Source organism: Pseudarthrobacter defluvii (genome assembly GCF_030816725.1).
In the GTDB taxonomy this organism is placed as follows: domain Bacteria; phylum Actinomycetota; class Actinomycetes; order Actinomycetales; family Micrococcaceae; genus Arthrobacter; species Arthrobacter defluvii_A.
Genome location: NZ_JAUSYG010000001.1, coordinates 412,974 through 438,936 on the forward strand (window position 1 = coordinate 412,974; position 25,963 = coordinate 438,936).

General features: G+C 65.4%; 30 protein-coding genes and 2 pseudogenes. 16 read left to right on the forward strand and 16 right to left on the reverse strand.

Annotated features, from left to right (window positions below; translation table 11 throughout):
* The first annotated feature begins 80 nt into the window (after positions 1–80).
* The 5 genes and pseudogenes from QF031_RS01825 (at position 81) to QF031_RS01845 (ending at position 4,379) form a co-directional block, all read left to right on the forward strand.
* Entirely contained in the window at positions 81–842 is a 762-nt protein-coding gene (locus tag QF031_RS01825; protein WP_307423292.1) for a hypothetical protein, read from the forward strand.
* A gap of 90 nt (positions 843–932) precedes the next feature.
* Complete coding sequence (locus QF031_RS01830; RefSeq protein WP_307423294.1) at positions 933–1,751, forward strand: oxygenase MpaB family protein; 819 nt, start codon at positions 933–935, stop codon at positions 1,749–1,751.
* Positions 1,744–2,641, forward strand: a pseudogene (locus QF031_RS01835) (DUF817 domain-containing protein). Before QF031_RS01830 ends, QF031_RS01835 begins: the two are co-directional and overlap by 8 nt.
* A gap of 70 nt (positions 2,642–2,711) precedes the next feature.
* Positions 2,712–3,941 carry an MFS transporter gene (locus QF031_RS01840; RefSeq protein WP_307423297.1) on the forward strand — a complete coding sequence of 410 codons (1,230 nt, stop codon included), beginning with the start codon at positions 2,712–2,714 and terminating at the stop codon, positions 3,939–3,941.
* 42 nt (positions 3,942–3,983) lie between these two features.
* Positions 3,984–4,379, forward strand: coding sequence for a (R)-mandelonitrile lyase (locus QF031_RS01845; protein ID WP_307423300.1), 396 nt, complete (start codon positions 3,984–3,986; stop codon positions 4,377–4,379).
* Between the two features lie 79 nt (positions 4,380–4,458).
* Here the strand turns inward: QF031_RS01845 and QF031_RS01850 are convergent, their stop codons facing one another.
* The gene (locus QF031_RS01850) at positions 4,459–4,881 is read right to left on the reverse strand and encodes a universal stress protein (protein ID WP_307423304.1); all 423 of its coding nucleotides are present in this window, start codon (positions 4,879–4,881) and stop codon (positions 4,459–4,461) included.
* Positions 4,882–5,005: 124 nt separating this feature from the next.
* Between QF031_RS01850 and QF031_RS01855 the strand changes: the two genes are divergently transcribed.
* Together QF031_RS01855 and QF031_RS01860 are read left to right on the forward strand one after the other, a co-directional pair.
* The gene (locus QF031_RS01855) at positions 5,006–5,749 is read left to right on the forward strand and encodes a hypothetical protein (protein WP_307423307.1); all 744 of its coding nucleotides are present in this window, start codon (positions 5,006–5,008) and stop codon (positions 5,747–5,749) included.
* Between the two features lie 57 nt (positions 5,750–5,806).
* Positions 5,807–6,214: a VOC family protein gene (locus QF031_RS01860; RefSeq protein ID WP_307423309.1), complete on the forward strand. Its 408-nt coding sequence runs from the start codon at positions 5,807–5,809 to the stop codon at positions 6,212–6,214.
* Positions 6,215–6,243: 29 nt separating this feature from the next.
* Here the strand turns inward: QF031_RS01860 and QF031_RS01865 are convergent.
* Positions 6,244–7,136: pseudogene (locus QF031_RS01865) on the reverse strand (helix-turn-helix transcriptional regulator).
* A gap of 204 nt (positions 7,137–7,340) precedes the next feature.
* On the opposite strand from QF031_RS01865, the gene QF031_RS01870 reads away from it, so the two are divergent.
* Positions 7,341–8,381, forward strand: coding sequence for an NAD(P)-dependent alcohol dehydrogenase (locus tag QF031_RS01870; protein WP_307423312.1), 1,041 nt, complete (start codon positions 7,341–7,343; stop codon positions 8,379–8,381).
* Positions 8,382–8,483: 102 nt separating this feature from the next.
* Here the strand turns inward: QF031_RS01870 and QF031_RS01875 are convergent, their stop codons facing one another.
* The 4 genes from QF031_RS01875 to QF031_RS01890 form a co-directional block, all read right to left on the reverse strand.
* A complete protein-coding gene (locus tag QF031_RS01875; protein WP_307423317.1) occupies positions 8,484–9,524 on the reverse strand; it encodes a nitronate monooxygenase in 1,041 nt (346 codons plus the stop codon).
* Positions 9,525–9,670: 146 nt separating this feature from the next.
* Entirely contained in the window at positions 9,671–9,865 is a 195-nt protein-coding gene (locus QF031_RS01880) for a hypothetical protein (protein WP_307423321.1), read from the reverse strand.
* Between the two features lie 226 nt (positions 9,866–10,091).
* Positions 10,092–10,856 (reverse strand): GAF and ANTAR domain-containing protein, encoded by a 765-nt coding sequence (locus QF031_RS01885; protein ID WP_307423323.1) that lies wholly within the window; start codon positions 10,854–10,856, stop codon positions 10,092–10,094.
* Entirely contained in the window at positions 10,853–11,104 is a 252-nt protein-coding gene (locus QF031_RS01890) for a hypothetical protein (protein ID WP_307423326.1), read from the reverse strand. The genes QF031_RS01885 and QF031_RS01890 overlap by 4 nt, the downstream gene beginning before the upstream one ends.
* A 412-nt stretch (positions 11,105–11,516) precedes the next feature.
* Between QF031_RS01890 and QF031_RS01895 the strand changes: the two genes are divergently transcribed.
* Positions 11,517–12,251 carry a GAF and ANTAR domain-containing protein gene (locus QF031_RS01895; RefSeq protein ID WP_307423329.1) on the forward strand — a complete coding sequence of 245 codons (735 nt, stop codon included), beginning with the start codon at positions 11,517–11,519 and terminating at the stop codon, positions 12,249–12,251.
* A gap of 58 nt (positions 12,252–12,309) precedes the next feature.
* Here QF031_RS01895 and QF031_RS01900 read toward each other — a convergent pair whose 3' ends face one another.
* On the reverse strand, positions 12,310–13,038 hold the full coding sequence (locus tag QF031_RS01900; RefSeq protein WP_307423332.1) for a Type 1 glutamine amidotransferase-like domain-containing protein: 729 nt from the start codon (positions 13,036–13,038) through the stop codon (positions 12,310–12,312).
* Between the two features lie 101 nt (positions 13,039–13,139).
* Here QF031_RS01900 and QF031_RS01905 point away from each other — a divergent pair, with 101 nt between their 5' ends.
* From QF031_RS01905 to QF031_RS01915, 3 genes are all read left to right on the forward strand, one after another.
* Entirely contained in the window at positions 13,140–13,472 is a 333-nt protein-coding gene (locus QF031_RS01905) for an ArsR/SmtB family transcription factor (RefSeq protein WP_307423335.1), read from the forward strand.
* A gap of 12 nt (positions 13,473–13,484) precedes the next feature.
* Positions 13,485–13,982: an SRPBCC family protein gene (locus tag QF031_RS01910; protein ID WP_307423338.1), complete on the forward strand. Its 498-nt coding sequence runs from the start codon at positions 13,485–13,487 to the stop codon at positions 13,980–13,982.
* 166 nt (positions 13,983–14,148) lie between these two features.
* Complete coding sequence (locus tag QF031_RS01915; RefSeq protein ID WP_307433068.1) at positions 14,149–14,742, forward strand: J-domain-containing protein; 594 nt, start codon at positions 14,149–14,151, stop codon at positions 14,740–14,742.
* Here QF031_RS01915 and QF031_RS01920 read toward each other — a convergent pair.
* Together QF031_RS01920 and QF031_RS01925 are read right to left on the reverse strand one after the other, a co-directional pair.
* Complete coding sequence (locus QF031_RS01920; RefSeq protein WP_307423341.1) at positions 14,739–14,963, reverse strand: hypothetical protein; 225 nt, start codon at positions 14,961–14,963, stop codon at positions 14,739–14,741. The genes QF031_RS01915 and QF031_RS01920 overlap by 4 nt on opposite strands.
* 20 nt (positions 14,964–14,983) lie before the next feature.
* Positions 14,984–17,155 carry a transglycosylase domain-containing protein gene (locus QF031_RS01925; protein WP_307423344.1) on the reverse strand — a complete coding sequence of 724 codons (2,172 nt, stop codon included), beginning with the start codon at positions 17,153–17,155 and terminating at the stop codon, positions 14,984–14,986.
* 179 nt (positions 17,156–17,334) lie between these two features.
* Between QF031_RS01925 and QF031_RS01930 the strand changes: the two genes are divergently transcribed.
* The gene (locus tag QF031_RS01930; protein WP_307423348.1) at positions 17,335–17,961 is read left to right on the forward strand and encodes a PadR family transcriptional regulator; all 627 of its coding nucleotides are present in this window, start codon (positions 17,335–17,337) and stop codon (positions 17,959–17,961) included.
* A 6-nt stretch (positions 17,962–17,967) separates the two neighbouring features.
* On the opposite strand, the gene QF031_RS01935 is transcribed toward QF031_RS01930, so the two are convergent.
* The 3 genes from QF031_RS01935 to QF031_RS01945 form a co-directional block, all read right to left on the reverse strand.
* Complete coding sequence (locus QF031_RS01935; protein WP_307423351.1) at positions 17,968–19,287, reverse strand: ammonium transporter; 1,320 nt, start codon at positions 19,285–19,287, stop codon at positions 17,968–17,970.
* Between the two features lie 321 nt (positions 19,288–19,608).
* Entirely contained in the window at positions 19,609–20,403 is a 795-nt protein-coding gene (locus tag QF031_RS01940; protein WP_307423355.1) for a carbon-nitrogen hydrolase family protein, read from the reverse strand.
* A complete protein-coding gene (locus QF031_RS01945) occupies positions 20,403–20,639 on the reverse strand; it encodes a DUF2630 family protein (RefSeq protein ID WP_307423357.1) in 237 nt (78 codons plus the stop codon). The genes QF031_RS01940 and QF031_RS01945 overlap by 1 nt, the downstream gene beginning before the upstream one ends.
* An 84-nt stretch (positions 20,640–20,723) precedes the next feature.
* Between QF031_RS01945 and QF031_RS01950 the strand changes: the two genes are divergently transcribed.
* The gene (locus tag QF031_RS01950; protein ID WP_307423360.1) at positions 20,724–21,122 is read left to right on the forward strand and encodes a hypothetical protein; all 399 of its coding nucleotides are present in this window, start codon (positions 20,724–20,726) and stop codon (positions 21,120–21,122) included.
* Here the strand turns inward: QF031_RS01950 and QF031_RS01955 are convergent.
* The 4 genes from QF031_RS01955 to QF031_RS01970 form a co-directional block, all read right to left on the reverse strand.
* Positions 21,119–21,451, reverse strand: coding sequence for a DUF202 domain-containing protein (locus tag QF031_RS01955; protein ID WP_307423363.1), 333 nt, complete (start codon positions 21,449–21,451; stop codon positions 21,119–21,121). The two genes, QF031_RS01950 and QF031_RS01955, sit on opposite strands and share 4 nt — an antisense overlap.
* 4 nt (positions 21,452–21,455) lie before the next feature.
* The gene (locus QF031_RS01960; RefSeq protein ID WP_307423366.1) at positions 21,456–21,860 is read right to left on the reverse strand and encodes a YidH family protein; all 405 of its coding nucleotides are present in this window, start codon (positions 21,858–21,860) and stop codon (positions 21,456–21,458) included.
* Between the two features lie 126 nt (positions 21,861–21,986).
* Positions 21,987–23,189, reverse strand: a complete 1,203-nt coding sequence (gene lhgO / locus QF031_RS01965; protein ID WP_307433071.1) for an L-2-hydroxyglutarate oxidase — start codon at positions 23,187–23,189, stop codon at positions 21,987–21,989.
* Between the two features lie 85 nt (positions 23,190–23,274).
* Positions 23,275–23,634 carry a YnfA family protein gene (locus QF031_RS01970; protein ID WP_307423369.1) on the reverse strand — a complete coding sequence of 120 codons (360 nt, stop codon included), beginning with the start codon at positions 23,632–23,634 and terminating at the stop codon, positions 23,275–23,277.
* Positions 23,635–23,688: 54 nt separating this feature from the next.
* Between QF031_RS01970 and QF031_RS01975 the strand changes: the two genes are divergently transcribed.
* Both QF031_RS01975 and QF031_RS01980 read left to right on the forward strand, forming a co-directional pair.
* On the forward strand, positions 23,689–24,714 hold the full coding sequence (locus QF031_RS01975) for an LLM class flavin-dependent oxidoreductase (protein WP_307423373.1): 1,026 nt from the start codon (positions 23,689–23,691) through the stop codon (positions 24,712–24,714).
* 143 nt (positions 24,715–24,857) lie between these two features.
* Positions 24,858–25,955 carry a ferredoxin reductase gene (locus tag QF031_RS01980; RefSeq protein ID WP_307423376.1) on the forward strand — a complete coding sequence of 366 codons (1,098 nt, stop codon included), beginning with the start codon at positions 24,858–24,860 and terminating at the stop codon, positions 25,953–25,955.
* Positions 25,956–25,963: the final 8 nt, after the last annotated feature.

Below are 25,963 nucleotides of genomic sequence, written 5' to 3' on the forward strand. Positions count from 1 at the left end.
GGGCAGGCCTTCCGGCCCTCCTCCGCCCGGCAGGACGGCGGCACACTTAAAGGGTCAACGTCCGGCCCAAGGAGGGTGTGGTGCACAGGTTTCCAGCTGCCCTTGTCGTGGTCACCATCGCCCTTGCCGGGTGTTCGCCACAGCTGGGAAGCCCGCAGGCAACGCCGTCAGCGTCCGGCCCTGCCGGCACCCCGGCAACGGCGACGGGAACACCTGGCGCGCCAACGCCGTCGGACGTTCCTTCAACGCCGTACCCGACCGGGCCGGCCAGTACTTCCGCGGCTGAGTGGACCACGTTTACGACGGCGGACGGCACCATGGCGTTCGACCTGCCGGCCGCATGGAGCGTCAAGGATCCGGCAGGGGAACTGGCCGAAGGAGGCGGGGCGTTCGCGGAGGTCCGGAACCAGGCCGGAAAGGTGATGGCGACGCTGCGCACCAACATGGCCACCGGATCCACGTGCACCGAGAGGTACCCGTACGAAGTCCTGGACAGCGCGGACATCCCGGCGCTGGCCCAGGACGGTGCGGTGCCGCAGTTCATTTTCGAGACGCGCGGGAACGCCGCCACCCCGGGTCCGCCCAACACCCCGGCGGCAGGCTACGGCATCACCTCCGGCCCGGTGCCAGGCGGGCCGGACGCCTGCCCCATTTTCCAGTTCTTCAGGTGGCCGCCGAACGCTGCCATGTTCGGCGCGTTCTACGACCCCTCCAACAACACCACGCCCGGCGACCCGTCGCTGCCCTACCTTGAGCAGGCAAGGAAGTACCGGGATACTGCTGAGTTCGCGGACATCAAGCAGATGATCACCTCGCTGCGGCCCGCACGCGGGCATGGGTAGTAAATGACGGACCGCTAACCGCGGCAGGGCGGAAGGGCAACGGGCCGAAGGGCCCCACCCACCGTCCGGCCCCTCCGGTAGCCTGTTCACATGGTGCAGCGGGTTGCCGATTATCGGGCGGAAGGCATCCTGCTCGCCGGGGCAGGAAGGGCTATTCTGCTGCAGCTTGCCAACCCCGCCGTCGGTCGCGGCGTGGCGGCACACAGCACGTTCACCGAACGGCCCGTCAACCGGTTGAAGGGAACGCTCACCTACGTCTACGCCATCATGTACGGAACCGAGGAACAGGCCCGGGAAGTCCGCCGCCGGGTGAACCAGGCCCACGTGCCGGTGCGCCGTACTGCCGATGAATCCACCGGCGGCTACAACGCCTACGAGCCTGCGCTGCAGCTTTGGGTAGCGGCCACGCTCTACGACACAGCGCGCACCATCACCGAGAAGATCCGCGGCCCGCTCGACGACGACGCCGCAGACGCGATGTACCAGGACTATGCACGGATCGGGACCGCCCTGCAGCTTCCGCCGGACATGTGGCCGAAGGACAGGGCAGAGTTCGGCCGGTACTGGGAGGAGCAGCTCGCCGCCCTCCATGCCGACGAAGAAGGGGTGCGCGTTGGACGCGGCCTGCTTTTTCCCAGGCACACAGCACTTTGGTACCGCGCCATCATGCCTTTCGCGAGGTTCCTCACCGCCGGGCTCCTTCCCGCCCAGCTGCGGACTGACTATGGGCTTGCCTGGAGTGACCGCCAGCAGCGCAGGTTCGACCGGACATGGCGCATCCTTGCGGTGGCCTACCCCAGGCTCCCGCAGGGCATCAGGCACTGGTTCAAGGACTACTGCCTGGCGGAACTGGAAAAGGACCTGCGGGGGAACCGCCACCCAAGCCAGCGTCAGGGGATCAGTGCTTAGCTCAACCCCCGTGGAGCAGCGGATCGACGAACGCGCCCGCCGCTTCCTGGCTACGGCCCCTGCCGGCGGTGCCAGGGCCAAACTCACCGAGTTCCTGGTCTTCGGCCTCAAGCAAGGCTGGGCGTGCATTTTCGGTGTCGCACTCCTGGCTGTGTTGATGGCGGCCAGGCTCTGGTACCCGGACTCCGCCGGGCTGGCGCGAAACGACTTCCTGACCATCGCCGCCGTCGTAATCCAAATCCTGATGGTGGCATTCAAACTTGAAACCCTGCGGGAGCTGCGGGGTCATTGTCCTGTTCCACCTGGTGGGGACGGTGATGGAGCTGTTCAAGACGGACATGGGTTCCTGGTCCTACGAGGCCGAAGGGTTCCTGCGTGTCGGCGCCGTGCCGCTCTTCAGCGGGTTCATGTACGCCGCCGTGGGCTCGTACATGGTGCGCGTCTACCGGCTCTTCGACCTGCGGTTCGCGGCGTACCCCCGGCGCTGGGTCACCGCCATCCTCGCCGCGGCGATCTACGCCAACTTCTTCACCCACCACTACATCTGGGACCTGCGCTGGGTGCTGCTCGCCGCCGTCGTGGTGATCTTTGGCCGGTGTGTCATGCACTTCCGCGTGTTCCGGCGGGAGTTCCGGATGCCGCTGGCGGTCTCGTTCCTGCTGGTGGCGCTGTTCATCTGGCTCGCCGAGAACATCGCCACCTGGTCCGGCGCCTGGCTCTACCCCAGCCAAGTTGGCGGCTGGCACCCCGTGGGCCTGGAGAAACTGGTGGCCTGGTTCCTGCTGATGATCATCTCCGTGGTGCTGGTGGCGTGGGTGTACAAGCCGCAGCCGCCGGCAAAAGGCAACGCACGACGCCGGGAGGTTCCGTCCGGAGCGTTGCTGCCGTAAGGGGGTCCTGGCAAAACCCGTTTCAGCAGGGCCCTCGCTAGGACTTTGAGGGCCCTGTTTGATGGAGGACATGGCCTCCGAAACAACCGTCACCAGTACCAGTGCGCCCCAGGAAACCGTCCGCCCCGGGCACCACCCGGCCAACTGGGGCGGCGTTTACGCCATGTCGCTCTGCGTCTTTGCGCTGATAGCCTCCGAATTCATGCCCGTCAGCCTGCTCACGCCGATGGCCGCCGAACTCCAGGTCTCCGAGGGAATGGTGGGGCAGGGAATCGCGATTTCCGGTGTCTTTGCCGTCCTGACCAGCCTGTCAGTCTCCACGCTTGCCCGAAACTTGAACCGCAGGACCCTGTTGCTGGGCCTCACCGGTCTGATGGCGGTTTCCGGGGCATTGGTGGCCGCGGCGCCGGGGTACCTGCTCTTCATGGTCGGCCGCGCCCTCATTGGTGTGGTCATCGGGGGATTCTGGTCAATGTCGGCCGCGACCGCCATGCGTCTGGTGCCGGCCCACCAGGTGCCGCGTGCCCTGGCGGTCTTCAATGGCGGAAATGCCCTCGCCACGGTCCTGGCTGCGCCGCTGGGAAGTTATTTGGGTTCTGTCATCGGATGGCGCGGTGCGTTCTTCTGCCTGGTGCCGGTGGCCGTGCTCGCTCTGGTGTGGCAGTGGATCAGCCTGCCCTCGATGAAGGCGGAGAAGCGCACCCAGGCGTCCGGAAGTGTCTTCGGGATCTTCAGGGAGCTCAGGAGCGCACCGGTCGCGTGGGGCATGGCAGCCTGTGGTTCCTTCTTCATGGGGCAGTTCATTCTGTTCACCTACGTCCGCCCGTTCCTGGAAACGGTGACCCGCGTCGACGTGGCCACCGTGTCCCTGGTCCTGCTGGTCATCGGTGCGGCGGGTTTTGCCGGCACCATGCTGATTGGCCGGTTCCTGGGGACGGGTCTGTATCGGACGCTGGTCATCATTCCCGCGCTTATGGCGGTCATCGCCGCTGTCCTCGTTCCCACCGGCGGCTGGTTGGCCACCGTCGTGGTTCTCCTGGGTCTGTGGGGCCTGTTGGCCACGTCCGCGCCCGTCGGCTGGTGGAGCTGGATCGCGAAGGCCATGCCGCACGACGCTGAGGCCGGTGGGGGCCTGATGGTTGCTGTGGTTCAAACCTCGATCGCCGTCGGATCAACCCTGGGCGGCGTGCTGTTCGATTCCGCCGGCTATGGCGGCGCCTTCCTGGTGGGTGCAGCCGTACTCGCGGCCGCGTCTGTCCTCGCGTTCGTGACAGCGCGGGTCACAGGCAAGACCGCGTGAGCAACCACAGATTTTGCCAATAAGAGATAGCAGGAGGAGAACATGAAGTACACGAAGAGCGGCGGGCAGACCGGGGCCGGGCCGAAGGAATGGTTCACCGGAACAGTGCAGATCGATGGGATCCGGAACCCCGATGAGCAGTCAGCGATCGGTTGTGCGCACGTCCGGTTTGCCCCCGGTGCCCGCACGGCCTGGCACCACCACCCCAAGGGCCAGACCCTCTACGTCACCGATGGCATCGGGCTGGTGGCGCGGCGCGGCGGGGATGTCCAGGAGATCCGTCCCGGCGACGTGGTTTACATCGAGCCGGGGGAGGAGCACTGGCACGGTGCCGCCCCGGAGCGCTTCATGGCACACGTCGCCATGCAGGAAGCCGATGGGAACGGGCAGGTTGTGACCTGGCTCGACCACGTCACCGACGAGGAGTACGGCGCCTGACCACACAGCCAAAGCAGAAGGTGGGCGAACGACGGCGGGAGGTCCCGCCGTCGTCCGCCCACCTTCTTGAGGCGTCGGCTCAGTCCTCGTAGGTGTTGGCGATGTACACATCGCACGGGGCGTTGTGCGCCACGCTGTTGGCGACGCTGCCCAGGAGCCGGCCGATACCGCGCATCCTGCGGTTGCCCACCACGATCACCCGGGCGTCCAGGCGGATGGCCTCCTTGATCAGCGAATCCGCGGGCTTGCCGCGTGCTGCGAAGTGGGTGATCTCCACTCCGGGCCGGGAACCTCCCAGGGACTTGGCCACCATCTCCGAGCTGTCGGCGTTGGAGATCCTCACCTTGTCCGAGCCCACGCCAAAGGTTTCGGCATTCTCCAACTCAAAGGCGGTCACCACATGGAGTGACGCTCCGAGCGACTGAGCGAGGTCCAACGCCACTTCTGCAGCCTTCCGTGCGGACGGGCTTGCATCCACACCTACAACAACTACTCCACTCATCTTCTTTCACTCCTCCATCAGTCCGGGCATAAAACATGCACTGGTCAGTCTAAGGATTACCCTCGTGGTGCCCGGCTAACCGTAGACTCTCGGAGGCGAGTCGGTACCGGGGTAATGGGGGAATATGGGTGCGATAACCAACCACGCTTTGCAGGACCTGACGGGCCTGCCGCCGGTCTATGTGGACGTGCCGGACAAATCAGGCCTTCCCGGCGCGGGCACCAGCAAACTCCTGAACACCGGCCTTACTGAAGCCAGGGCGCTTGCTGCCGCCGAACCGGCTCCGGCCCTCCACCCCACCAAGGCGCAGGGACGTCGCAGCACGATCCTGGGCGTCACCTGGATCCTGGGCTGCATTACCGGTGGAGTGATGCTTGGACTCTACAGCGATGCTGTTCAGAACGGGGACGCAGGACAAGCGGCCGGGGCCTTGGCAGTGCTGGCGGTCCTCGTCCCATGCGTGCTCGTGTTGACCGCCTACCCGAATTGGACGAGGCGGCGGTTCATAAGGGACTACAGGCAGCGGCACCAGGCCTGGGTGGCACGCTTTGTCGCTAACTGGCCACTCCGGGAGCGGCTGGTGGATGTGGATGGCATCTCTGACGTCTGGCAGCGGGTCAGCACCAGAACCATGGCGGACACCCTGGCCAGGGACCGGGAAGCGATCCTGGCACAAGGAATGCCCGTCGGACAGGATCCTGCCACTGTGCTGGCCGGGGCCCTGTCCGCCGTGGGCGCCTGGGCGCGTGCACCCTGGTCAGATCCCGCCCTGTACCGTGACGCCCAGCAGGCCGTCGATCGTTTCGGCGAGCTGGCAGGACGACGGAGGGCAGACGCTGAGCCGCCTGGGCCGCCGTCGAACGTTTAGCAGCCTCCCCACCTCCTAAAGGAGGCCGCCATGCCAAGGCCTCTGTAGGCTGGCCGAATGACCGCACCTCAGGTTTATGTCAGCTTTCCGGGCACGGCGCGTGAGGCGCTGGGCTTTTACGCAGCTGTTTTTGGCGGCGAGCTTTCCCTCCACACAAATGAGGATTTCGGCCGGACGGATGGCCCTCCGGATGCCATAGCCCACGGCGAACTCAGCGGCACCGTTGCCTTGGCGGGCTCGGATACCCCGCCGGGCGGCACGAGCGTCCGGCTTGAAGGCGTCATGCTGTCCTTGCTGGGTACCGCTGAACCTGAAATCCTCCACGAGTGGTTCAACAAACTCAGTTCCGGCGGCCGGGTGGTGGACCCCCTTGCCCCCAAGCCTTGGGGCGCCTCCGACGGCCAGGTCATCGACCGCTACGGGCTCCACTGGCTCATCGGCTATGAGCCCGGCGCCGACGCCTGAAGCCAGGCGGCACCGGCCCAAACAGCCTGCTAGCCAGCCACCTTGGCCTGCGCCGTTTCCACAATGTTCTCGGTGACGGCCCAGGAGGCCAGGAGCTTGAGGGCTTCCTCGGAGGGACTGCCGGGGGTGGCGGGATAGACGGTGAGGGTGTGCCCCGGGTCCTCTTCCAGCCCGAGGACCTGGTAGTTCAACTCGAGCAGTCCCACAACGGGGTGCTGGAAGAACTTGGTCCCGGCGTAATGGCGCCGGACGTTGTGCGCAGCCCACAGCGTGCGGAACTCGTCGCTGCGCATGGACAGTTCCCCGATGAGTTCGGCAATGCCCTTGTCGTGCGGATTGCGGCCGGCTTCCCGCCGGAGGATGGCCACATTTGTGTTGGCGGCCCGGTCCCAGTCCGTGTAGAAATTGTGCGCGCGGGGGTCCAGGAAGATGAACCGGGAGTGGTTGGCCGGCCGGGACGGGGTGCGGTACATGTCCGCGTAGAGGGCGTGCCAAGGGTGTTGGCGGCCACGATGTCCAGGCGGTTGTTGCCGATGAAGGCCGGGGCCTCCGTGATGGCGTCCAGGAGGTACTGCAGCTCCGGCCGGACCTTGGATGGTGTGGAACCGGCCGCGCTCGCGGCACGTTTTCGGCCCGAGGTGTTGGCTGCCCGGGCCAGGTCATAGAGGTGGTCGTGCTCGGCCCGGTCCAGTTCCAAGGCACCGGCGATGGCGTCCAGCACGCTTTCCGAAACACCGCTGAGGTTTCCACGTTCGAGGCGTGTGTAGTAGTCCACGCTGACGCCTGCCAGCCGCGCCACTTCCTCGCGCCGCAGCCCCGGCACCCGGCGGCGGCCGCCGTACGGCTCGATCCCTGCCTGCTCAGGTGTGATGCGGCCACGGCGGGAGGACAGGAACTGCCGGACCTCGGCTCGGTTATCCATACGGAACACGTTACGACGATCGGTGCAACGCTAAGGAGGTTCTGCCAGAACCAGTTACAGCAGGACCCTCCACATGGAGTCCGCCAAAGGTAGGACTCAGAAGACCAGGCACAACAGGACCACCCTTGCCCAGCCGTTTCCGGGGTTTGCCCCGAACAACCCCGGTAACCTTTAAAAGTCCCCCCAACAGATCACAGGAGAACCATGACTACCGTCAAGGCTTATGCATCCCCGTCCGCCACGGAGGACCTGGTGGCAACCACCATCGAGCGCCGCGAAGTGGGTCCGCACGATGTCCTGATCGATATCAAGTTCGCCGGCATCTGCCACTCGGACATCCACACCGTCCGCGGTGACTGGGGCCCGCAGCAGTACCCTCTGGTTCCCGGCCACGAAATCGCCGGCATCGTCACCGAGGTTGGCTCCGAGGTGACCAAGCACAAAGTAGGCGACCGCGTTGGTGTTGGCTGCATGGTCAACTCCTGCAAGGAGTGCGTCAACTGCCAGAAGGGCGAGGAACAGTACTGCCTCAAGGGCAACGTTGGCACCTACGGCGCCGTTGACCGCGACGGCACCATCACCCAGGGCGGCTACTCCACCCACGTGGTGGTCACTGAAGATTTCGTCGTGAATATCCCCGAGGGCATCGAACTCGACGTCGCCGCACCCCTGCTGTGCGCCGGCATCACCACTTACTCCCCGCTGCGGCACTGGGGTGCCGGCCCGGGCAAGAACGTTGCCGTCGTCGGCCTCGGCGGCCTGGGCCACATGGCCGTCAAGCAGGCGCACGCCATGGGTGCCGAGGTTACCGTCCTGTCCCAGTCCCTGAAGAAGCAGGAAGACGGCCTGAAGCTGGGCGCTGACCACTACTTCGCTACCAGCGACGAGAACACCTTCTCCGAGCTCGCGGGCAGCTTCGACCTGATCATCAACACCGTCAGCGCCTCACTCGACATCAGCTCCTACCTGGGCCTGCTGAAGCTCGACGGCGCACTGGTCAACGTCGGCGCTCCCGCCGAGCCGCTTCCCGTCAACGCCTTCGCACTGATCGGCGGCCGCCGGTCCTTCGCCGGCTCCATGATCGGCGGCATCCGTGAAACCCAGGAGATGCTCAACTTCTGCGCCGAGCATGGCCTGGGCGCAGAAATTGAGGTCATCCCGGCTGAGAAGATCAACGATGCCTACGAGCGCGTCCTCGCCTCGGACGTCCGGTACCGGTTCGTGATCGACACCGCCACCCTCTAAGGCACCGCCAACGTTCGGCGGGCCGGTTCCCACAGGGGGGCCGGTCCGCCGTCGGGCTTTAACAAGCGGACGACGGCGGGCCAAGCCGTACGTGCCAAGCCTTTACGGGGCGAGGCTTTTCAGAATCAATGCAGCCGGTCCCTCCGCACAGTTCCGGTAATTGATGCCAGCCCACAGGTTCAGCCAGTCCGGCTCCCCGGCGGCCGCGGATGCGGCGCGCAGGGGAGTGGTGAGGTGGTGGATTTCCGGGTAACCGTAAGGGGCGTCGCCGTCATGGCGGCGCATGAACTCGTTGTGCAGGCCTCGCGCGTTGCGGCCAGAGAAGGCGCGGGTGATGGCCGTAGTGGTGAAACGCTCCGACGACGACAACGCGGTCCGGTGCGCGGGCTTGGTACCGGCTTCATCAGCGCAAAGGAACGCGGTTCCCGCCTGGACTGCTGCGGCGCCAACGGCGAGCGCAGCCCGGGTGTGCTCGGCAGTGGCGATGCCGCCGGCCGCGATGAGGGGCACCTCCAGGTCGGAGAGCTCTCCCAGGATGCCGTGAAGAGGCACCAGCGGAGGGGGTGCATCGGCCGTGAAGGTGCCGCGGTGGCCGCCGGCCTCGGGGCCCTGCACGCAGAGGGCGTCGGCGCCCGCCGCCAGCGCCCTAAGGGCTTCTTCCCGGCCGGTGACCGTGGCGATCACGTACACCCCGCGCTGGTGGAGTTCGTCCACCACGGCCGATTCCGGGAAGTCGAAGGTGAAGGAAACAACAGCCGGTGCGAGCTCCAGTACTGCTTCGAGCTTTTGGTCCCAGCCATCATCGTCATGCTTCGGCTCTCCCAGGCTCACTCCGAAACGTTCAGCATCCGGGGCCAGGGAAGCGGCATACCGCTGAAGGTCTTCGGGGCTGATGACTGACGGCTGCGGCACAAACAGGTTGACGCCGAAGGGCTGCCTTGTGAGCGACCGGACGGTCCCGATCTCTGCACGCATGGTTGCGGCGCTCTTGTAGCCCGCCGCAAGAAAGCCCAACCCGCCGGCGGAGCTGACCGCTGCCGCCAAGTGCGGGGTGGAGGGTCCGCCCGCCATCGGTGCCTGGATGACGGGCAACGCCAAGGAGTCGGGACTGAACCTGTTGGCCTGGTGCTGCACCCTATCCATCTGTCTCCCCGTCCTTCCGCGCCTACCTGACGAATGCTACGCCGGTCGGCGTTTCCGTTCGATGTGGCAGGTCAGTTGGCAGCAAAAAGGACGCGGACAGTGGCGGGTGGGTCCCGCCGTCGTCCGCGTCCTTTTAGTGGGGCTGCTTACAGCGCCAGCGCCGGCTGGTCCCCGCGCACGCTGAGCGTGAAGGTGTTGGGCCCGCTGCAGGTGACGGCGATGCGGCAGGTGGTGGTGTTGTGGCGCGAGGAGAGGTCGGAGACCGCGGAATCGAGGGTCTCATGGAGCGACGCCCGGTCCCAGATTTTCAGCGTCACGGATTCGGCAGTGTTAAACGTCATTGTTCAGTACTTTCCTGTCTGGCCGGTTTTCTCGCCGGCGGTGGCCTGTCCGCGCTCGGAGGGTCGGTGGCCTGCGCTCACCGGTGGGCCTCGTTGCGTCACCAGGATGTTTAGGGCGGATGGTTTCCGGCCCTGCCCATCAATAGTGCCCATGCGGAACGGGAGTACTCAACCAAATGCGGCTTTTATTGCACGTGAATCTCGTCACGTGTGAGCGGGACCACGGCTACTCGTCGATGTGCGTGCCGATCCCTCGTTCACCGGAAATGGACGTGATGACGATTGCGGCCACCTCACGAAGCTTGACGTTCCTGGCGCTTGAGGTGCGGGTCAGGATGTTGAAGGCGGTGTCCCGGTCGCAGCGGTTCTGGGCCATGATTGCCCCGATGGCCATGTCAATCACGGTGCGGGACTGCATGGCGGCGGACAGATCGTTCCTGGCTTCGCTGAGCTGCGTGATCCGCAGGATCAGCCGCAGGGAACTCGCGGCCTGCCCTGCGAACATCTCCGCCGTTGCCACATCCTCGCTGGTGAACCCGTTGCTGCAACCCGAGTAGAAATTCAACACAGCTTCGGCATCCCCTGCAAGATTAAGCGGGACCGCGAGGATTGACGACACGCCATGCTCCATGGCGGTTCGGAGGTAGGGCCGCCAGCGGCTCTCGGCAGCCAGGTCGGGAACCAGGAGTGTGGTCTTACGCCGGAGGGCGGTGAGGCAGGGGCCTTGGCCAAATCCGTTCTGCAGCTCGTCGAGCGCCTTGGCCGCGGCATCACTTGCGGCCACCGCCTCGGGCTTTCTGTGTCGCAGGACGGTGACCCCGCTGTGGATGGTGTTGCCCGGGGCGGAAAGCCGCGAAGACGCCAGGATGGCCAACTCCGTGAGGAACGCCTGGATGTCCCGGCTTTCCAACACCAGCTGTTCGAACGGGGGAGCGGTTGCTGGCGACGCCGGGCCGTCAAGATTCCGGGCCGGGCCCTCATTGCCGGTCATTCGTCCCCATCCGAGCTTAATTCGGTCATGGCAGTGGAGATCAGCCCCACCTGAGCGGCCGGCAGGTGAAGGGCCTCGTTGAGGTAGGCGTCCAGCGACATCTCGTCGGCATCACCGCCCAAACCGTAGTAATACGTCCACAGTTTGATCAGCGGGACCTCCCCTTGGCGGAAACGCTGGGCCACTGCCCGCCGCTGCTCGTCTGCCTCCAGCAGGTTGTCCGGGCCGCCGGTCCAGTCGGCGTTCATAGCCTTCCCTCCGCGGGGGCGGCCTCAGCCGGAGGCTGGCGTAACGCGGTGCCGTGGAGGATGAAGGCGCCCTCTGGCAGAAAGTCTCGGCGCTCGTCAAAGACCGGTGGTGGATGGTTTGCGGCCATGAGGCCTCGATCCCTGATTACGCCCGGAGTTGCGGATCCCGACTGGTGGCCGCCGCTCTTGGCGCGGGACGGCCGGTGCATTCAACCTCCGGACCCTGTCCCCCATCCCGAAATCTCCTACCTTTGACACTACGCGGTTCTGCCCATTTCTGATATAGCGACTTTCTGGAATGCTGGTTTCGACGCACTGACTGCTGCTCCGGCGTTACCGGTGCTGCTGGTGCCGCGGCAAGTAATTGCGGCAAGGCTGACCCTGGGGGGCGGGGGTCCGTATGATGTAACCCATGTTGAATGCTGCCGACAACGAGAACAACCAGGACCTCCAGGACCTCCTGGTGGGTGCCGGGAATGCCGTTGAATTCCTGTCCGGACTGTCAGGGTTGGCGGCGGCGGCAGTATCTGAAGCCGCCGGTGATGCGATCGAGTGCGCCGTTACCCTGAAGCTCCGCCGACGTCCCGCTACCGCGGCCGGCAGCAGCGAACGCGCCGTCGAGCTTGACCATATCGAGCAGGCTGTGGGCGATGGTCCGTGCATAAGGGCCCTGCAGGAGATGACTCCGGTCATTATTGACGATGTCAGCAAGGACCCGCGCTGGCCACCGTTGAACCGACAGCTGATGGGGCATAACGTCCACAGCACCTTGGGTGTGCCGCTGGAGATCAGCGGTGACGCACGTGCTGCCCTGAACTTCTTCGCCACCAGACCTGGTGCTTTTACCGCCGACGTCTACGACAAGGCGGTAGGATTCGCCGCAGCTGCCCACAACACCCTGCACCTCTCCGTCCGCATCGACACCGCCCAAAACCGGGCAGATGACCTCGAAGCTGCCTTGGAAAGCAGGACCGCAATCAACCTGGCCTGCGGCGTGATCATGGCGCAGAACAGGTGTTCCCAGGAGCAGGCCATGGCGATCCTCACCAAGGTCTCCAGCAACCGCAACCGAAAGTTGCGGGACGTCGCGAAAGAGCTGATCGAGCAACTGTCCGGCAGCACCGTCCAGACCCACTTCGATTCCTGACCCAAACCTCCCTGGCTATGCGGCAGGGCCAAGAGGACCGATCAGGGAAGAGGGGCCATCAGCCAGCCGTCCGGACGGACACGACGGCGGTCCCGCCTTCACGGCAAATGTCCCAGCAGTTGCCGGTGCCGATCACCCCGTAACCCTCGCCTCCCACTGATTCCAGCACCACCGCTGTGTTCTCGTCGACGGCGACGACCCGCTCCGCCAGGCCAGCCGCCACGGCTCCCACGGCCCTGCTCAGCGTGCCGGCCTGGGCAGCATGAACGTCCACCGCGAACGGGACCAGCCCCAGTCCCTCGCGCATATCCACCGGATCCAGGCCTTCGGAGCACTCCTCCCCGCAAACCTCCACCCCGTTGATCCGGTATCCGCCGATCAGCGCCAGGCGCGGCGCAACCATGGCCCCGGCGGAAAACCCCAGGTACGGTAAGCCGGCAGTGGCCAGACTGGAGATGGCGCTGGCTGCAGGGCGCAGGCCCTCCCAGTAGCCGGGCGTCAAACCGCCGCCCACCACGATGCCATGAACGCCTTCAAACGCGGCCGGATCAGCCGGCCTGCCCGGCTCCAGGGAAACAGCCACAGCTTCGCAATTGATCCTGGCGTGCAGGGGTTCCGCGTAACCCTTCAAGATCTCCTGCAGGTTTCCGCCCTGGTGGTGCACTGCGATGGCAACGCGGGCAGTTTGGCCCTGCCCTGCACGCTCCCGGACGTCCGTTGCGAACCTGTCAAAGACGTCCGGAAAAGCCAGCGCATCCGGGCCTGCCCCGGCGAGATAGATGCTCATGCGCCCCAAGATACCGGTACGGCCACAGTCTTCCACGCAGGGGGCGCGTCCCCGTCAAAAACCATTGACGCATGCCCGTGGCGGGACTAATCTACAACCAAATGGTTGTAGATCAGCTCCGCGAAACCGAAACAGACCGCCTCTTCCAGGCGTTGGCCGATTCCACACGCCGGGACATTATCCGCCGGGTCACCGGGGGGGAGTACTCCGTCTCGGGTCTCGCAGCCCTCTACGCCATGAGTTTTGCCGCCGTACAAAAACATGTGGCGGTGTTGGAGCGCGCATCCCTGGTCACCAAGGAAAAGCGCGGAAGGGAGCAGATCGTGCGGGGCAACCACGAAGGAGTGCAGGAAGCCCGGCGGTTGCTCGACGAATATGAACAAATCTGGCGGCAGCGGGCCGACCGGATAGCCCGGATTCTCACTGAAGGTTAGGAAGGCATTGCCATGACAGTCATCAGTTCCAACAAGAACCCCGAGGCGCTGAGCCTCACCCTGGTGGCCGAGTTCGACGCCGGGGTGGAGCGCGTCTGGCAGCTCTGGGAGGACCCGCGCCAGCTGGAGCGCTGGTGGGGGCCGCCCACCTATCCCGCCACGTTCTACAAGCATGACTTCGTGCCGGGCGGCCGCGCAAGCTACTACATGACCGGGCCCGAAGGGGACAAGGCCCACGGCTGGTGGGAATTCACCTCCATCGAGCCTCCGCGGAAGCTGCAGTTCAACGACGGGTTCGCCGACAACGACGGCAATCCCACCGGCGAGTACGGCACCTCCCATGCCACCGTCACCCTCGAACCTCTGGGGGAGCGCACCCGTATGACCATCCAGTCCATCTTCGAATCCGAGGAACAGCTGGAACAAATGATTGAGATGGGTATGGAGGAGGGCATGAAGGAGGCTATCGGCCAGATCGACAGCATCCTCGCCGAACACGCGAACGCCTGATTCCCCAGCATCAGCAGGGAACCTTGCAGCCAACCTTTCCACAGCGCCAGGTGAGCCGACGACGGCGGGACGTCCCGCCGTCGTGCCCTCACCTGAGGCGTTGAACGTGTCAGCCGTGCCCTGAATACTGGAAGGTGGGACCAAGCGAGGGAAGGCGGTGGCAGCAATGGGCGGCGGCGCAGGGGATTTCCGGAAGCGGCTGGAGCGGGCAGCCGAGCTGCGTTCCTACCGCGGTGCCGGCATCAGCGCCGAGGAGGAAGCCGCGCTGGATGACCTTGACGCGCAGGAACGGGAGAAACGCAAAAAAGTCAACGACGCCGCCCGCGCGGAATACCTGGTCCGGGACGCCATGGCACAGGGCAAATTCGACAACCTCAAGTATGCGGGCAAGCCGATTCCCGGGCTGGGGGAATCCTACGACCCCGACTGGTGGGTCAAAGGGCTGATCCAGCGCGAGAACATCAGCGGTTTGGGCCCGGCGGCCATCCTGCTCCGCAGCGAGGACGCCGAACTTGACACCAAGCTGGATGCCCAGTACACGGAGCAGCAGGTCCGGGACCTCCTCCAGGACTTCAACCGGCGGGTGGTCGACGCCCGCCGCCAGCTGCAGGGCGGACCTCCGGTGATCACCAAGACCCGTGACGTGGAGGAGGAAGTGCAGCGCTGGCGCGGGCGGCGTGCGGCCCGGGTCGAGGAGGCTCCTGCCGTGCCGGAGCCGGAGCGCTCCTGGTGGAAACGGCTTTGGAAGGGGACGGGCTAGGAACTGGAGTTGAGGCCCTCATACAGCTCGCATACGGCGTTGTAGTACTGGTCTGTCTGTCCCCGGTGGCGCAAGCCCTGTCCCCAATGGTCCGGGTGGAAGTGCCACTTGAGCAGCAACGTGCCGGCGAGCTGGGGGTTGGCTGGCTTTGGCTGGGCTGGCCGGGGGTGGACCGTTGCCCTGAGTTGAACAGCCCAGAATCCGTGGACGGCGTGGTCCATCGCGCGCCATCTGTCGATGCTTACGGTTTGTAATTCGGGTTGGGGCCGATCATCGAAGCGGGAGGCGGTGCAAAGGGGCCTGCGTGATAGAGCGGCGCCACCTTGAGCATGTAGTTGGCCCACTGCGGGCCGGCAATCATGTACCCGTCCAGCCGCGGGTAGAAGGTGCCGTTGATGGTCACGTTCTGGCCTGCCCGCTTCTGGCCTTCCAGCGCGTCGCCAAAGAAGGACGCGGTGACCAGGCCGGTGGTGTACCCCACCACCCAGGTGGACCCGTTGTTGTTGGAGGTACCGGTCTTGGCGGCGGTGGGAACCTTGTCCTGGACTTTCGGGTTGATCCAGACGCCCGAACCCTTCTTCAAAACGTCCTGCAGCACGGAGTTGACCCCGCGGGCCACATCGGGTTTGACGGCGTCGTGGCAGTCCGTGGGCTGGGCGGGAAGCTTTGCCCCGGCTGCATCCGTCACATCAACCAGCGCGATGGGAGCGCAGTAGCGGCCGTCCGTGGCGAAGGTGGCAAAGGCGTTTGCCAGGGTGAGCGGAGCGACGCCCGTGCCGCCGAGCAGGTTGCCCAGCTGGTGCATGTTCACGGGGGAGCTGTCCAGGCCGCTGTGCAGGCCGACGGCATCAACCATCTTTTGGATGCCGCAGAAATCCAGCTGGGCGGCCGACGCGAAGGTGGCCGTGTTGATCGAGTTGTAGAGGCCGTAATTGACGGGCATGCGCCGGTAGAACCCGTCTTCGGCATTCTGCAGGTCATCTGCAGCGCCAAGGGCAGGGTTTGCCTGCGCCGTACTGTAGGCCCCAAGCACCTTTCCGCAGCTGTCCTTCCAGGGGAACCCAAGCGGATAAACCCGCTTTGAAGCGTCCACCTCGGCAGTGAGCGTCTTGCCCTCGTTCAACCACTCGGCGAATGTGAAGGGCTTCATGGTGGACCCGGGCTGGAAGCCGCCCGCACCGTTCAGGTCGTTCCCCTTTGCGTCCTTCGCATCCACGTTGAAGTTCAGGTTGGTGTCGAACTTTCCAGGCTGCGGCAGGAACACCGTGTTTTGGGCCATCGCCAGGATCTTGCCGCTGCCGGGCTGGATGCTCAACAGTGACGCCGCCCAGCGGTCCGGGTTGGCCCCGGCCGTCCCGTCTACCTGTGCCTGGGCGGCGCCCTGAAGCCTGCTGTCCAGGGTGGTGACAATGGTGAGGCCGCCCCGGTACAGGCGCCGCTCACGTTCAGCCTCGGTGGGGCCATACGCGGGATTGTTCAGGATCAGGTGGGAGATGTAGTCACAGAAGTATGGGGCCATGGCCGCATTGGCGCAGCCCTGCTGCTGGGGGCTGATCTTCAGCTGGATGGGGGTGGCCACAGCCTCGTCGTGCTGGGCCTGCGTGATCTTGCCCAGGCGGAGCATCTCGCCAAGGACCTGGTTGCGCCGCACGATGGACTTGTCCGGGTTGGTGGCAGGGTTGTAGAGGGTGGGACTGTTAACCACGCCGGCCAGCAAGGCTGCCTGGGGGAGAGTGAGGTCCTTCGCGGTGGTGCTGAAGAAGTGGCGGGCTGCGGCTTCAATGCCGTACGCGTTGCTGCTGAAGAACACGATGTTGAGGTAGCCCTCAAGGATCTGGTCCTTGCTGTACTTCTTCTCCAGTGTGATGGCGAGCTTCATTTCCCGCAGCTTGTCCCCGAGTGTCTTCTGCCCGTTCAGGACCACGGCGTCAGGCCGGTCCTGGGACAGTTGTGCCTCGTTCAGGACATTGGTTACGTACTGCTGTGTGATGGTGGACGCGCCCTGCTCGCCGCCCTTGGTCAGGTTGGACACCACCGCCCGCAGTATCCCCTGTGGATCAACGCCGGCGTGCTCGTAGAACCGGCTGTCCTCAATGGCGATGATGCCGTCCTTGATGAAAGGCGACATCTGGTCCAGCGGGACCCGCACCCGGTTCTCCGCATAGAAGGTGGCGATCTGCTGGCCGTCCGCGGTGAGGACTTTCGCGGCCTGTGACGGCGGCTGTACCGTAAGGTCTCCCGGCAGCTTCTCAAAGAAGCCGATGGACGAACTGACCCCCATCCCTGCGGCCGCGACGGCCGGGACCACCAGGCTGGCCACCAGGACCCCGCACATTACACTTGCCGCCAGGAACCCCAGGATCCTCCCCAGGGCCGCATTGAAACCACTCCTGCGTTGCCGCTTCTTCGCCATTCCTCAGCCCTCGTCCTCGAAGGTGGGATCAGAATACGCTCCTGCCATGGGTAGAAACAGGTGCCGAAAGGTCAGGATTTGGTCACGCCAGGCCGTTGACCAGCGATAGTTACCGATATATCTTTTAAGTATCGCTGAATATGCAGCGACTACCGCATTAATGAAAGGACGATGCCACCATGAAAGGCATGATTGATGACAAGAATCCCGGCCCTGAGTTCGGCGGGGGACGGTTCGAGCGGGGCAGGGGCCGCAAAGGTCCGCACGGGCACAGGGGTCCCGGCTTCGGCCCTGGGTTCGGTCCGGGTTTTGGTCCAGGTTTCGGCCCAGGATTTGGTCCGGGTTTTGGCCCTGGCTTCGGGCGCGGTGGCCGGCGGGCCAGCCGTGGTGATGTCCGCGCGGCCATCCTCTCGCTGCTGGCGGAGGCGCCCTCGAATGGTTACGGACTGATCAAGACCATCGCCGCCAAGACCGGCGGAATGTGGCGGCCCAGCCCCGGCTCCATCTACCCCACCCTGCAGCAGTTGGTGGACGAAGGCCTGATCGAGGCCCTCAGCGAGGGCCGCGGAACCGAGTTCGTCCTGACGGACGCGGGCAAGGCCTACGTTGCCGAGCACGCTGAGGAGATGGAGAACGCATGGAACGCCGAACCGGACAGTGCCGACAGGGACTTCCACCAGAGCATTGGCAAACTGATGGGTGCCATCCACCAGTTCCGCAGCGGAGTATCAGAGGAACAGCGGGCTGCCGCCATCCAGAAGATGGATGAAGCGCGGCGCGCGCTTTACAAGATCCTTGCGGACTAGCTGCTGCTACGCGAAGGAGTCTTCCTTGGCGGGCCGCGTCGCGTGTACCGAAGCGGTGGGGATGTGGGCGGCGGCCTGGCGCAGGGGGTTAAAGGCTGCACCGATCTCCCCGAACGCGTAGGCAGTCTCGGCGTGCTCGGAGAGGTCCACGCCGGCCGTCTCGGCCTCGTGGCTGACGCGGAAGCCGACGGTTTTGTTGATGACCCGGGCGATGACCGCCGTCCCGATTCCGGACAACAGCAGGGTGATGACGACGGCGGCTGACTGGGCGATGAGCTGCTGGGCGCCCCCGCCATAGAGGAGGCCCCCGCCTTGGCCGTCCTCGGGGAGGGCGATGAAGCCGAGCGAGAGGGTGCCGATCAGGCCCGCGCCGAGGTGGACGCCCACCACGTCAAGGGAGTCATCCAGGCCAAAGCGGTACTTCAGGTCCACGAACACGCAGCAGGCCGCTCCCGCCACCAGGCCCAGGCCGATTGCTGCCACCGGGCTGATGTTGGCGCACGAAGGGGTGATGGCCACCAGGCCGGCAACAACGCCGGAGGCAGCGCCAAGGGAAGTGGGGTGCCCGTGGCGGACCTTTTCGGTCACCAGCCAGCTCAACATGGCTGCAGAAGGGGCTACCAGGGTGTTGATCCAGATGAGCCCGGCCTGTTCGGCGCTGGTTGCTGCGCCGCCGTTGAAACCGAACCAGCCAAACCAGAGAAGTGCGGCGCCCAGCATGATGAAGGGCAGGTTGTGGGGCCGGTGGTTGGGGTCCTTCGCGAAGCCGTGGCGCTGGCCCACGATGACGGCGAGCACCAGCGCTGCCGTTCCTGAGCTGATTTCGACGACGGCCCCGCCGGCGAAGTCGATGACCTGGCCGAAGATTTGGGTCACTGCGCCGCCGGCGCTCATCAGTCCGCCACCCCAGACCATGTAGGCAAGCGGGCAGTAGCTCACCGTGATCCACGCTGGTACAAACAGGGCCCACGCGCCGAACTTTGCACGGTCGGCGATGGCGCCGCTGATCAGGGCCACGGTGATGATGGCGAAGGTCGCGCTGTAACCGGCTTTGAGGAGGTCCGGCGAGCCCATCAGGTTCTGCAGGCCGAAGCTCGCGAAAGGATTGCCGAAAAGACCCAGGACACCGGTGCCGGTGGTCATCGAGTAACCCCAGAGAACCCAGACAACGCCAACGATCCCTGCGGAGATGAAGCTCATCATGATCATGTTGAGGGCGGCCTTGGCACGGGTCATGCCGCCGTAGAAGAGGCCAAGCCCGGGGGTCATCAGCAGTACCATTGCGGCCGAAATCATCAGCCAGACGTGTTGGGCAGTGATTTCCACCGGTAGGTCCCTTCGCAACGAACGTGGTGCGGGACCCGAATGGATCCCGGAGTATTTCCCCCGGGATCCATTTTTGGCGCGGCGTGTTTCAGCCAATGCCGCTTAAAGTTGCGCACACGTTACACAAGCCGCTCCGGCGTGAAGTTCACGTATCGAACATGTTTCGGAAATGTAAACAGCACCTCACTGCAGTCGCCCACGAAAGGCGCGTACGGCTCCACTTCCCCGTGCCGACGGGCCAAGCGGCCCGCTGAAGGTGAGGAACGTCGTCGCACTTTGTGTCTCTTCTGTTTCGGCGCCATGAACGACGCTTCACCGGCGTCAGAACCTGCGCGCGTTGGCCAAAACTGGCAGCTTGGCGCGGACGTCGTCCACAGTTGAGGGATCGATGTCGACGACGGCGAGTTCGGGCTTTCCGCCCAGGGCCACCAAGGTCTTGCCCAGGGGTGTGACCACCGCGCTGTGCCCGATCCCTGTGGGTGCTGTTCCTGCGGGGCCTGCACCGACGGTTTCGGGGTCACCTTGGCCGCACGCCACCACAAAGGTGGTGCTGTCCAGCGCCCGGGCACGGACCAGCAGGTCCCACTGCTCGTCCTTGCCCGGGCCCGCACCCCAGGAAGCGCACACAATGTTCACCTGGGCCCCTGCCGTGGCATTGGCCGTGAACAGGCCCGGGAAGCGGACGTCGTAGCAGGTGGCCAGACCGAAGACGGTCCCGTCCAGTTCGAAGGTCACCGGCGCTTCCCCTGCATCCACGGTCCTGGATTCCGCGAAGCCGAAGGCGTCGAAAAGGTGCACCTTGTCGTACGAAGCGTCCACCCCGGGGCCGGTGACGAGCAGCGTATTGCGGACGCGGCCGTCCTGGCCCGGCGTGAACATGCCGGCCACGATGGTGATTTCCAGTTCCTTGGCAATCCTGCGGACCTCGCTGGCCCAGGGGCCGTCAAGGGGCTCGGCGACGTCCTTCAGGGGGTGGCCGAAGGCGCGCATCGTCGCCTCCGGGAAGACCACCAACTGCGCGTCGGCATTCTTTGCCTGGGCCGCGTAGTCCCACACCAGTTCAAGGTTGGCGGCGGTGTCGGCGCCGCTGATGATCTGCGCTACTGCGATACGCATTACTGCCTGTAGCCCTCAACTTCACTGATGGGACGGGCCTCGGCGTCGTCCGGGTCTTCGCCCAACTCCTTCTTGGCACGGCGCTGGCGCAGCAGGTCCCAGCACTGGTCAAGGCTTTCTTCCACATACTTGAGCCGCGCCTGGTCCGGCGCCTCTCCTTCGCCCGTGCCCTCGCGCAGCGAGTGCTCCTCCTCCACCAGGGCCTGGATGTGCGTCAAAATATCCTGATCATTCATGGTTTCCCCTTACTCCGGTCCGGTCTCCTTCAGGGTACGTATCAGGTGCTGAAGCCACCAGTCCCCGCGCTGTACCATCACTTCATGCCCACTGCGCTCGATATGGCAGGACCCATCCTGGAAGTGCTCACCTGGTTGTGCCTGCCCGCCGGCCTGGGACTCCTTTTTTACACCGGGTTCCTGCGCCGCTACGTCCATCCATGGGACGTGGCCGAGGCCGTGGTGTACTCGGATTCCACCGGGGTGGGGTTCCGCTGGTTCGACCGGAAGCACCAGGTGCATAACGCACCCATGTCCCCTTACGACATCAGGGACATGGCGGTGGGGGATACGCTGCCCATCTACTACCACCCCAAGCGCCCAACACAGTGGCAGACCGCCACGCCGGAGGAAGCAGGCAGGACTGCCTCCGTCCTTGGCCGCTGCCTGACCGCGATCGGCTCGGTGGCATTGTTGGCCGGCTTCGTCCTGCCGATGTTCTAACTGACGAAGACAACAACGATGCCCAGTACCCCCAGGGCAACTCCCGCGACAGCGGTCCACAGCACCGCCGGCAGGTCCGCTTCGATGCTCTCGCTGGCCAGGCCGTGGGACCTCGCCTGGTATCGACGGCGCTGGGTGAGGTAAATGGCAAGGGCTGCGCCGCCGGAAACAACCGGCAGCATCAGGATGGGCGCGCCGTACGTGGGAAGCCAGCGCAGGAAGAAGGCGCTCGCCGTTACCAGGGCCAACATGGTCCGGCCCCAGGCAAGGGCGGTCCGTTCGGGCTGCAGGCCGGGATCACCATGGGGGCCGGGGATGCGGGATGCCACGGCGTCAGCGCCAGAGGGTAAAGACCAGTACGACGGCGGCGGCCAGCGCTCCTGCCCCGGCCAGCAGGGGCACAAAGAGCGGCAGCGGCAGCGGGGCTTTGTTGCGCATGCTCCGCTCCACCCGAAGCCAGCGCACGGCCGCACCGCCACTGAGCATCATTCCCAACAGCAGCAGGAGGACGGCCAGGCCTTTGCGGACCGGCTCGATGAAGACGCCGGACGTAAACGCCTCGATGGCGATGCCGCCCGCCAGCAGCGCGAGTGAGGTGCGGATCCAGGCCAGGAAGGTGCGCTCGTTGGCAAGGGTGAAACGCGGGTCCGGTTCCTCGCCGCCCGGCAGCAGCCGTTCGGCGATTCTTCCGCGCGAGGGTGGGACCGCTGGCCTGGACGGCTGCTCACTGTTGATCACCGGGCCAGTTTAGCCGCGGCCGTAGTGCCAGGCCCGACGGTGGATTTGAAAACTAAGCATGCTTGCTAATAGTTTGGTTCCAGCCTCTCCGTTTGGCCCCCCAAACAAGCGGAGAGGCTTCCATCCTCATGCCGCGTGGCGAAGCAAGGCCCTTTCCGCCAAATGTTCGCCGATGGGCAGGGCAGCGGTGGCAGCCGGCGACGGCGCATTCAACACGTGGATCATTCGGTCCGTCTCGACCAGCAGGAAATCATGGAGGAGCGTTCCGTCCCGGCGCACGGCCTGCGCCCTGATCCCGGCCTCGTACGGCTGCAGATCCGCTTTGGCCAGGCCCGGCGCATACTTGCGGCACTCCTGCAGGTAGCTGCCCTTGAACAACGAGTTCCTGGCCTCACGCACGGCGGTGGCGGCGTTGGACCTTGCCACCTGCCACAGCCCGGGGAACCGCAGATAGCGGGCGACGTCCTTTAGATCCACGGAAAACTTGGGGTACCCCTCACGGGCCAGGCCCAGCACCGCGTTGGGGCCGACGGTGATGCCGCCGTTGATAGTCGGCGTCAGGTGCACGCCCAGGAAGGGCAGGTCCGGGTCAGGCACCGGATAGATAAGGTGGCGCACGTAGTCTGATTTGGCCGCCGGCAGCTCAAAGTACTCGCCGCGGAAGGGGATGATCTGGACGTCGATTGCCATGCCCGCCAGCTCCGCCAGCCGGTCCGACTGCAAGCCGGCGCAGGCCACCAGTTGCCGGCAGGAATAGCGTTCCTGGCCGGCGCCCACTTCCACGTGGTCGGCATGTTCCGCGATGGCGGTCACCCTGGCTCCCGTAATGACTCGTCCGCCGGCCTCCGTTATAAGTTCCGCCAGCCTGCGCGCCACTTCCTGGTAATCCACGATGCCCGTGCTGGGAATGAACAGTGCGCCCAGGCCGGAAACATTGGGCTCGCGCCGGGTTAGTTCCGCCTGGTCAAGGCGCTCGCAGTCCAAACCGTGGACGGCCGCGCGTGCCTCCAGGTTGTCCAGCCGGGCCAGCTCCACGGCCGACGTGGCCACCAGCAGCTTGCCTGGCTCGGCGAACCTGATGCCGTGCTCCCGGCAGAAGTCCTTGGTCTGTTGGGCCCCGGCCTTGCTGAACCGCGCCTTGAGACTGCCTGGGGCGTAGTAAATTCCGGAATGGATAACCCCGCTGTTGTGCCCCGTCTGGTGCGAAGCCGGCGTTTCGGCGGCCTCGAGCAGGACCAGCGAGGCCCCGGGCTGTTTCCGCAACAGCTGGTAGGCGGTAGCCAGGCCCACAATTCCGCCGCCAATAACGCAGTAATCCGCCCGCTCCACAGCTTCCGCCTTTCGTCGTGGCTCGATCTTAGCCACCGCCCGGCTGCTTTAGGCGGTCAGGCTGGTTATCAGCCGCCCGGCTGCTTTAGGCGCCGCTCCGCGGGGCAAACATAATCACGGCAACGCCAAGCAGGCAGACCAGCGACCCGGCGATGTCCCACCGGTCCGGGCGGAAGCCGTCAAAGGCCATTCCCCAAGCCAGAGACCCCGCCACAAACACTCCACCGTAGGCGGCAAGGATCCTGCCGAAATGCGCGTCGGGCTGGAGGGTGGCCACGAAGCCGTAGGCGCCCAGGGCGATCACGCCGAGCCCCGCCCACCACCAGTCCCTGCCCTCGCGCACGGCCTGCCACACCAGCCAGGCCCCGCCGATTTCCACGGCGGCGGCCAGCACGAACAGCACGATGGTCTTGAAAATGTTGACGGTGTCTTCCGGAATGCCCACGCAGCCATCATGCCAGCCGGGAATGCCGCCACTGGCAGGACAGTTGGGGGAGGTATGGAGCGTATTGGATTCCTTTCATTTGGCCATTGGGGTCCCGGCCAGGGTTCCCAAACCAGGACGGCGGCGGACGCCCTTCTCCAGGCGATTGAACTGGCCGTGGCCGCTGAGGAACTGGGGGTGGACGGGGCGTTCTTCCGTGTCCACCACTTCGCCCGGCAGCAGGCATCGCCCTTCCCCCTCCTGTCAGCCATCGCGGCCCGCACCAGCCGGATCGAAATCGGCACCGGGGTGATCGACATGCGCTACGAGAATCCGTTGTACATGGCGGAGGAGGCCGCGGCGGCGGACCTGATCAGCGGCGGCAGGCTGCAGTTGGGCATCAGCCGTGGTTCACCCGAGCCCGCCCGGGAAGGCGCATCAGCATTTGGCTACCGTCCGCAGCCGGGAGAGACGGATGCGGACATGGCCCGCCGCCACACGGAGGTCTTCCGTAAAGCCATCGCTGGAGCAGGCATTGCCCAGGCTGATCCACGTTTTGCCGGCGCTGCCTCCGGCCTCCTCCCCATCCAGCCCCAGTCACCGGGCCTGACGGAACGGATCTGGTGGGGTGCGGGCAGCAGGAAAACGGCTGTGTGGGCCGCGGAACTGGGCATGAACCTGATGAGCTCCACCCTGCTCACTGAGGACACCGGGGTTCCCTTCCACGAACTCCAAGCCGAACAGATCCAGTTGTTCAGGGATGCTTGGGCCGCGGCAGGACATTCCCACACCCCGCGCGTCTCGGTCAGCCGCAGCGTCCTTCCGATCGTTGATGAAGAGGACAAGTACTACTTCGCGGGCAGCGTCCTGCGTGATGGCCGCGACCAGGTAGGCATCATCGACGGCACGACCGCAAGGTTTGGCAAGAGCTACGTGGGCCCGCCCGACCTCCTGGCGGAACAGCTCGCGGCCGACACTGCAGTGCAGGCGGCGGATACCCTGCTGCTGACCATTCCGAACCAGCTCGGCGTGGATTTCAACGCCAAGCTGCTGGGCAATATCGCGGACCACGTGGCCCCCGCCCTGGGATGGAGCCGATAGAACGCTGGGAACCTTTTGTGAGACCTAACCGTTACTATTAAGGTGCGTGTGGGGGCTTCGTGCACCCAACTACACTGTGACTGCTGAACGGTCATATGACGGAGAGAGAGAAATATGGCTCGCGCCGCCCTAGGCTTTAACGCATGATCCGGCTACGACAGCTGGCCCAGGCGGCCTCAGTCCTCACCACGCCCTTGACGCCTGAAGACGTTCTTTCCCTGTTCAACCCTGTCTACTCCGCCCGGCAGCTGCGCGGCGTGGTTACCCGGGTGGTCCAGGAGACCGCCCAGTCGGCAACCATCTTTTTCCGCCCCGGCCGCGGATGGAAGGCCCACCTTGCAGGACAGTGGGCCCGCATCGGCGTCGAACTCGACGGGGTCCGCCACTGGCGGTCGTACTCCCTCAGCGCCCCGGCGGGCAAGGACCCCGCCATCACCGTCACGGACGTCGGCGCGGTCTCCGGCACCCTGGTGCGTACCACCAAGCCCGGCGATGTCCTGTTCCTAGCCCCGCCGCAGGGTGACTTCGTGCTTCCCGAGCATCCGCGCCCCCTCCTCATGGTCACCGCCGGCAGCGGCATCACTCCGGTGATGTCCATGATCCGCACCCTTGTGCCGCGGCGTCCCGATGCCGACGTCGTGCTGGTCCATTCAGCCCGCACGCCCGGCGACAGCCTGTTCCGTGAGGAACTTGCCGAGCTCGCCGACCAGTTCCCCAACTTCCGCTTGGCGCACTGGTACACCGGTGAACAGGGCCGGATGGACTTCTCCAGCACCCGCGAGCTGGACGAGATCTGCCCCGACTGGAAGGAACGGGCGGCCTACGCCTGCGGCCCGGACAGCTTCCTGGACGACGCCGAGGCGTTGTGGAAGCGCGCGGCCTTGACCACGCGCGCCCCCGGCACCGACGTCGCGGTGGCCGGCGATGCCGGCAACCTGATGATCGAACGCTTCAACACCACCTTCAACGCCGGAGTTGGGCACGACGGCGGCCTGGTCACCTTTGAAGCCAGCGACCGGGAGGTGGAGGCCGACGGCGACACCCCCATCCTGGACATCGGCGAGGACGCCGGGGTGCTGATGCCCAGCGGATGCCGCATGGGTATCTGCCACAGCTGCCTCACCCCGCTTCTGGCCGGGCAGGTCCGCGACCTCCGCACCGGCGAAATCCACGGCGAACCCGGCCAACTGATCCAAACGTGTGTCTCGGCAGCCGCCGGACCCGTCAACCTCGAACTCTGAGGAGCAGC

Excerpts from the sequence above, each read along its gene's own strand:
- QF031_RS01905 (WP_307423335.1), top strand. The coding sequence starts at position 13,140 with ATGGTTGTAGATCAGCTCCGCGAAACCGAAACAGACCGCCTCTTCCAG.
- QF031_RS01830 (WP_307423294.1), top strand. The coding sequence starts at position 933 with ATGGTGCAGCGGGTTGCCGATTATCGGGCGGAAGGCATCCTGCTCGCC.
- QF031_RS01840 (WP_307423297.1), top strand. The coding sequence starts at position 2,712 with ATGGCCTCCGAAACAACCGTCACCAGTACCAGTGCGCCCCAGGAAACC.
- QF031_RS01945 (WP_307423357.1), bottom strand. The coding sequence starts at position 20,639 with ATGAATGATCAGGATATTTTGACGCACATCCAGGCCCTGGTGGAGGAG.
- QF031_RS01915 (WP_307433068.1), top strand. The coding sequence starts at position 14,149 with ATGGGCGGCGGCGCAGGGGATTTCCGGAAGCGGCTGGAGCGGGCAGCC.
- QF031_RS01855 (WP_307423307.1), top strand. The coding sequence starts at position 5,006 with ATGGGTGCGATAACCAACCACGCTTTGCAGGACCTGACGGGCCTGCCG.
- QF031_RS01950 (WP_307423360.1), top strand. The coding sequence starts at position 20,724 with ATGCCCACTGCGCTCGATATGGCAGGACCCATCCTGGAAGTGCTCACC.
- QF031_RS01980 (WP_307423376.1), top strand. The coding sequence starts at position 24,858 with ATGATCCGGCTACGACAGCTGGCCCAGGCGGCCTCAGTCCTCACCACG.
- QF031_RS01845 (WP_307423300.1), top strand. The coding sequence starts at position 3,984 with ATGAAGTACACGAAGAGCGGCGGGCAGACCGGGGCCGGGCCGAAGGAA.
- QF031_RS01910 (WP_307423338.1), top strand. The coding sequence starts at position 13,485 with ATGACAGTCATCAGTTCCAACAAGAACCCCGAGGCGCTGAGCCTCACC.
- QF031_RS01870 (WP_307423312.1), top strand. The coding sequence starts at position 7,341 with ATGACTACCGTCAAGGCTTATGCATCCCCGTCCGCCACGGAGGACCTG.
- QF031_RS01880 (WP_307423321.1), bottom strand. The coding sequence starts at position 9,865 with ATGACGTTTAACACTGCCGAATCCGTGACGCTGAAAATCTGGGACCGG.
- QF031_RS01925 (WP_307423344.1), bottom strand. The coding sequence starts at position 17,155 with ATGGCGAAGAAGCGGCAACGCAGGAGTGGTTTCAATGCGGCCCTGGGG.
- QF031_RS01900 (WP_307423332.1), bottom strand. The coding sequence starts at position 13,038 with ATGAGCATCTATCTCGCCGGGGCAGGCCCGGATGCGCTGGCTTTTCCG.
- QF031_RS01860 (WP_307423309.1), top strand. The coding sequence starts at position 5,807 with ATGACCGCACCTCAGGTTTATGTCAGCTTTCCGGGCACGGCGCGTGAG.
- QF031_RS01930 (WP_307423348.1), top strand. The coding sequence starts at position 17,335 with ATGAAAGGCATGATTGATGACAAGAATCCCGGCCCTGAGTTCGGCGGG.
- QF031_RS01885 (WP_307423323.1), bottom strand. The coding sequence starts at position 10,856 with ATGACCGGCAATGAGGGCCCGGCCCGGAATCTTGACGGCCCGGCGTCG.
- QF031_RS01850 (WP_307423304.1), bottom strand. The coding sequence starts at position 4,881 with ATGAGTGGAGTAGTTGTTGTAGGTGTGGATGCAAGCCCGTCCGCACGG.
- QF031_RS01920 (WP_307423341.1), bottom strand. The coding sequence starts at position 14,963 with ATGGACCACGCCGTCCACGGATTCTGGGCTGTTCAACTCAGGGCAACG.
- QF031_RS01890 (WP_307423326.1), bottom strand. The coding sequence starts at position 11,104 with ATGAACGCCGACTGGACCGGCGGCCCGGACAACCTGCTGGAGGCAGAC.
- QF031_RS01895 (WP_307423329.1), top strand. The coding sequence starts at position 11,517 with ATGTTGAATGCTGCCGACAACGAGAACAACCAGGACCTCCAGGACCTC.
- QF031_RS01875 (WP_307423317.1), bottom strand. The coding sequence starts at position 9,524 with ATGGATAGGGTGCAGCACCAGGCCAACAGGTTCAGTCCCGACTCCTTG.
- QF031_RS01975 (WP_307423373.1), top strand. The coding sequence starts at position 23,689 with ATGGAGCGTATTGGATTCCTTTCATTTGGCCATTGGGGTCCCGGCCAG.
- QF031_RS01940 (WP_307423355.1), bottom strand. The coding sequence starts at position 20,403 with ATGCGTATCGCAGTAGCGCAGATCATCAGCGGCGCCGACACCGCCGCC.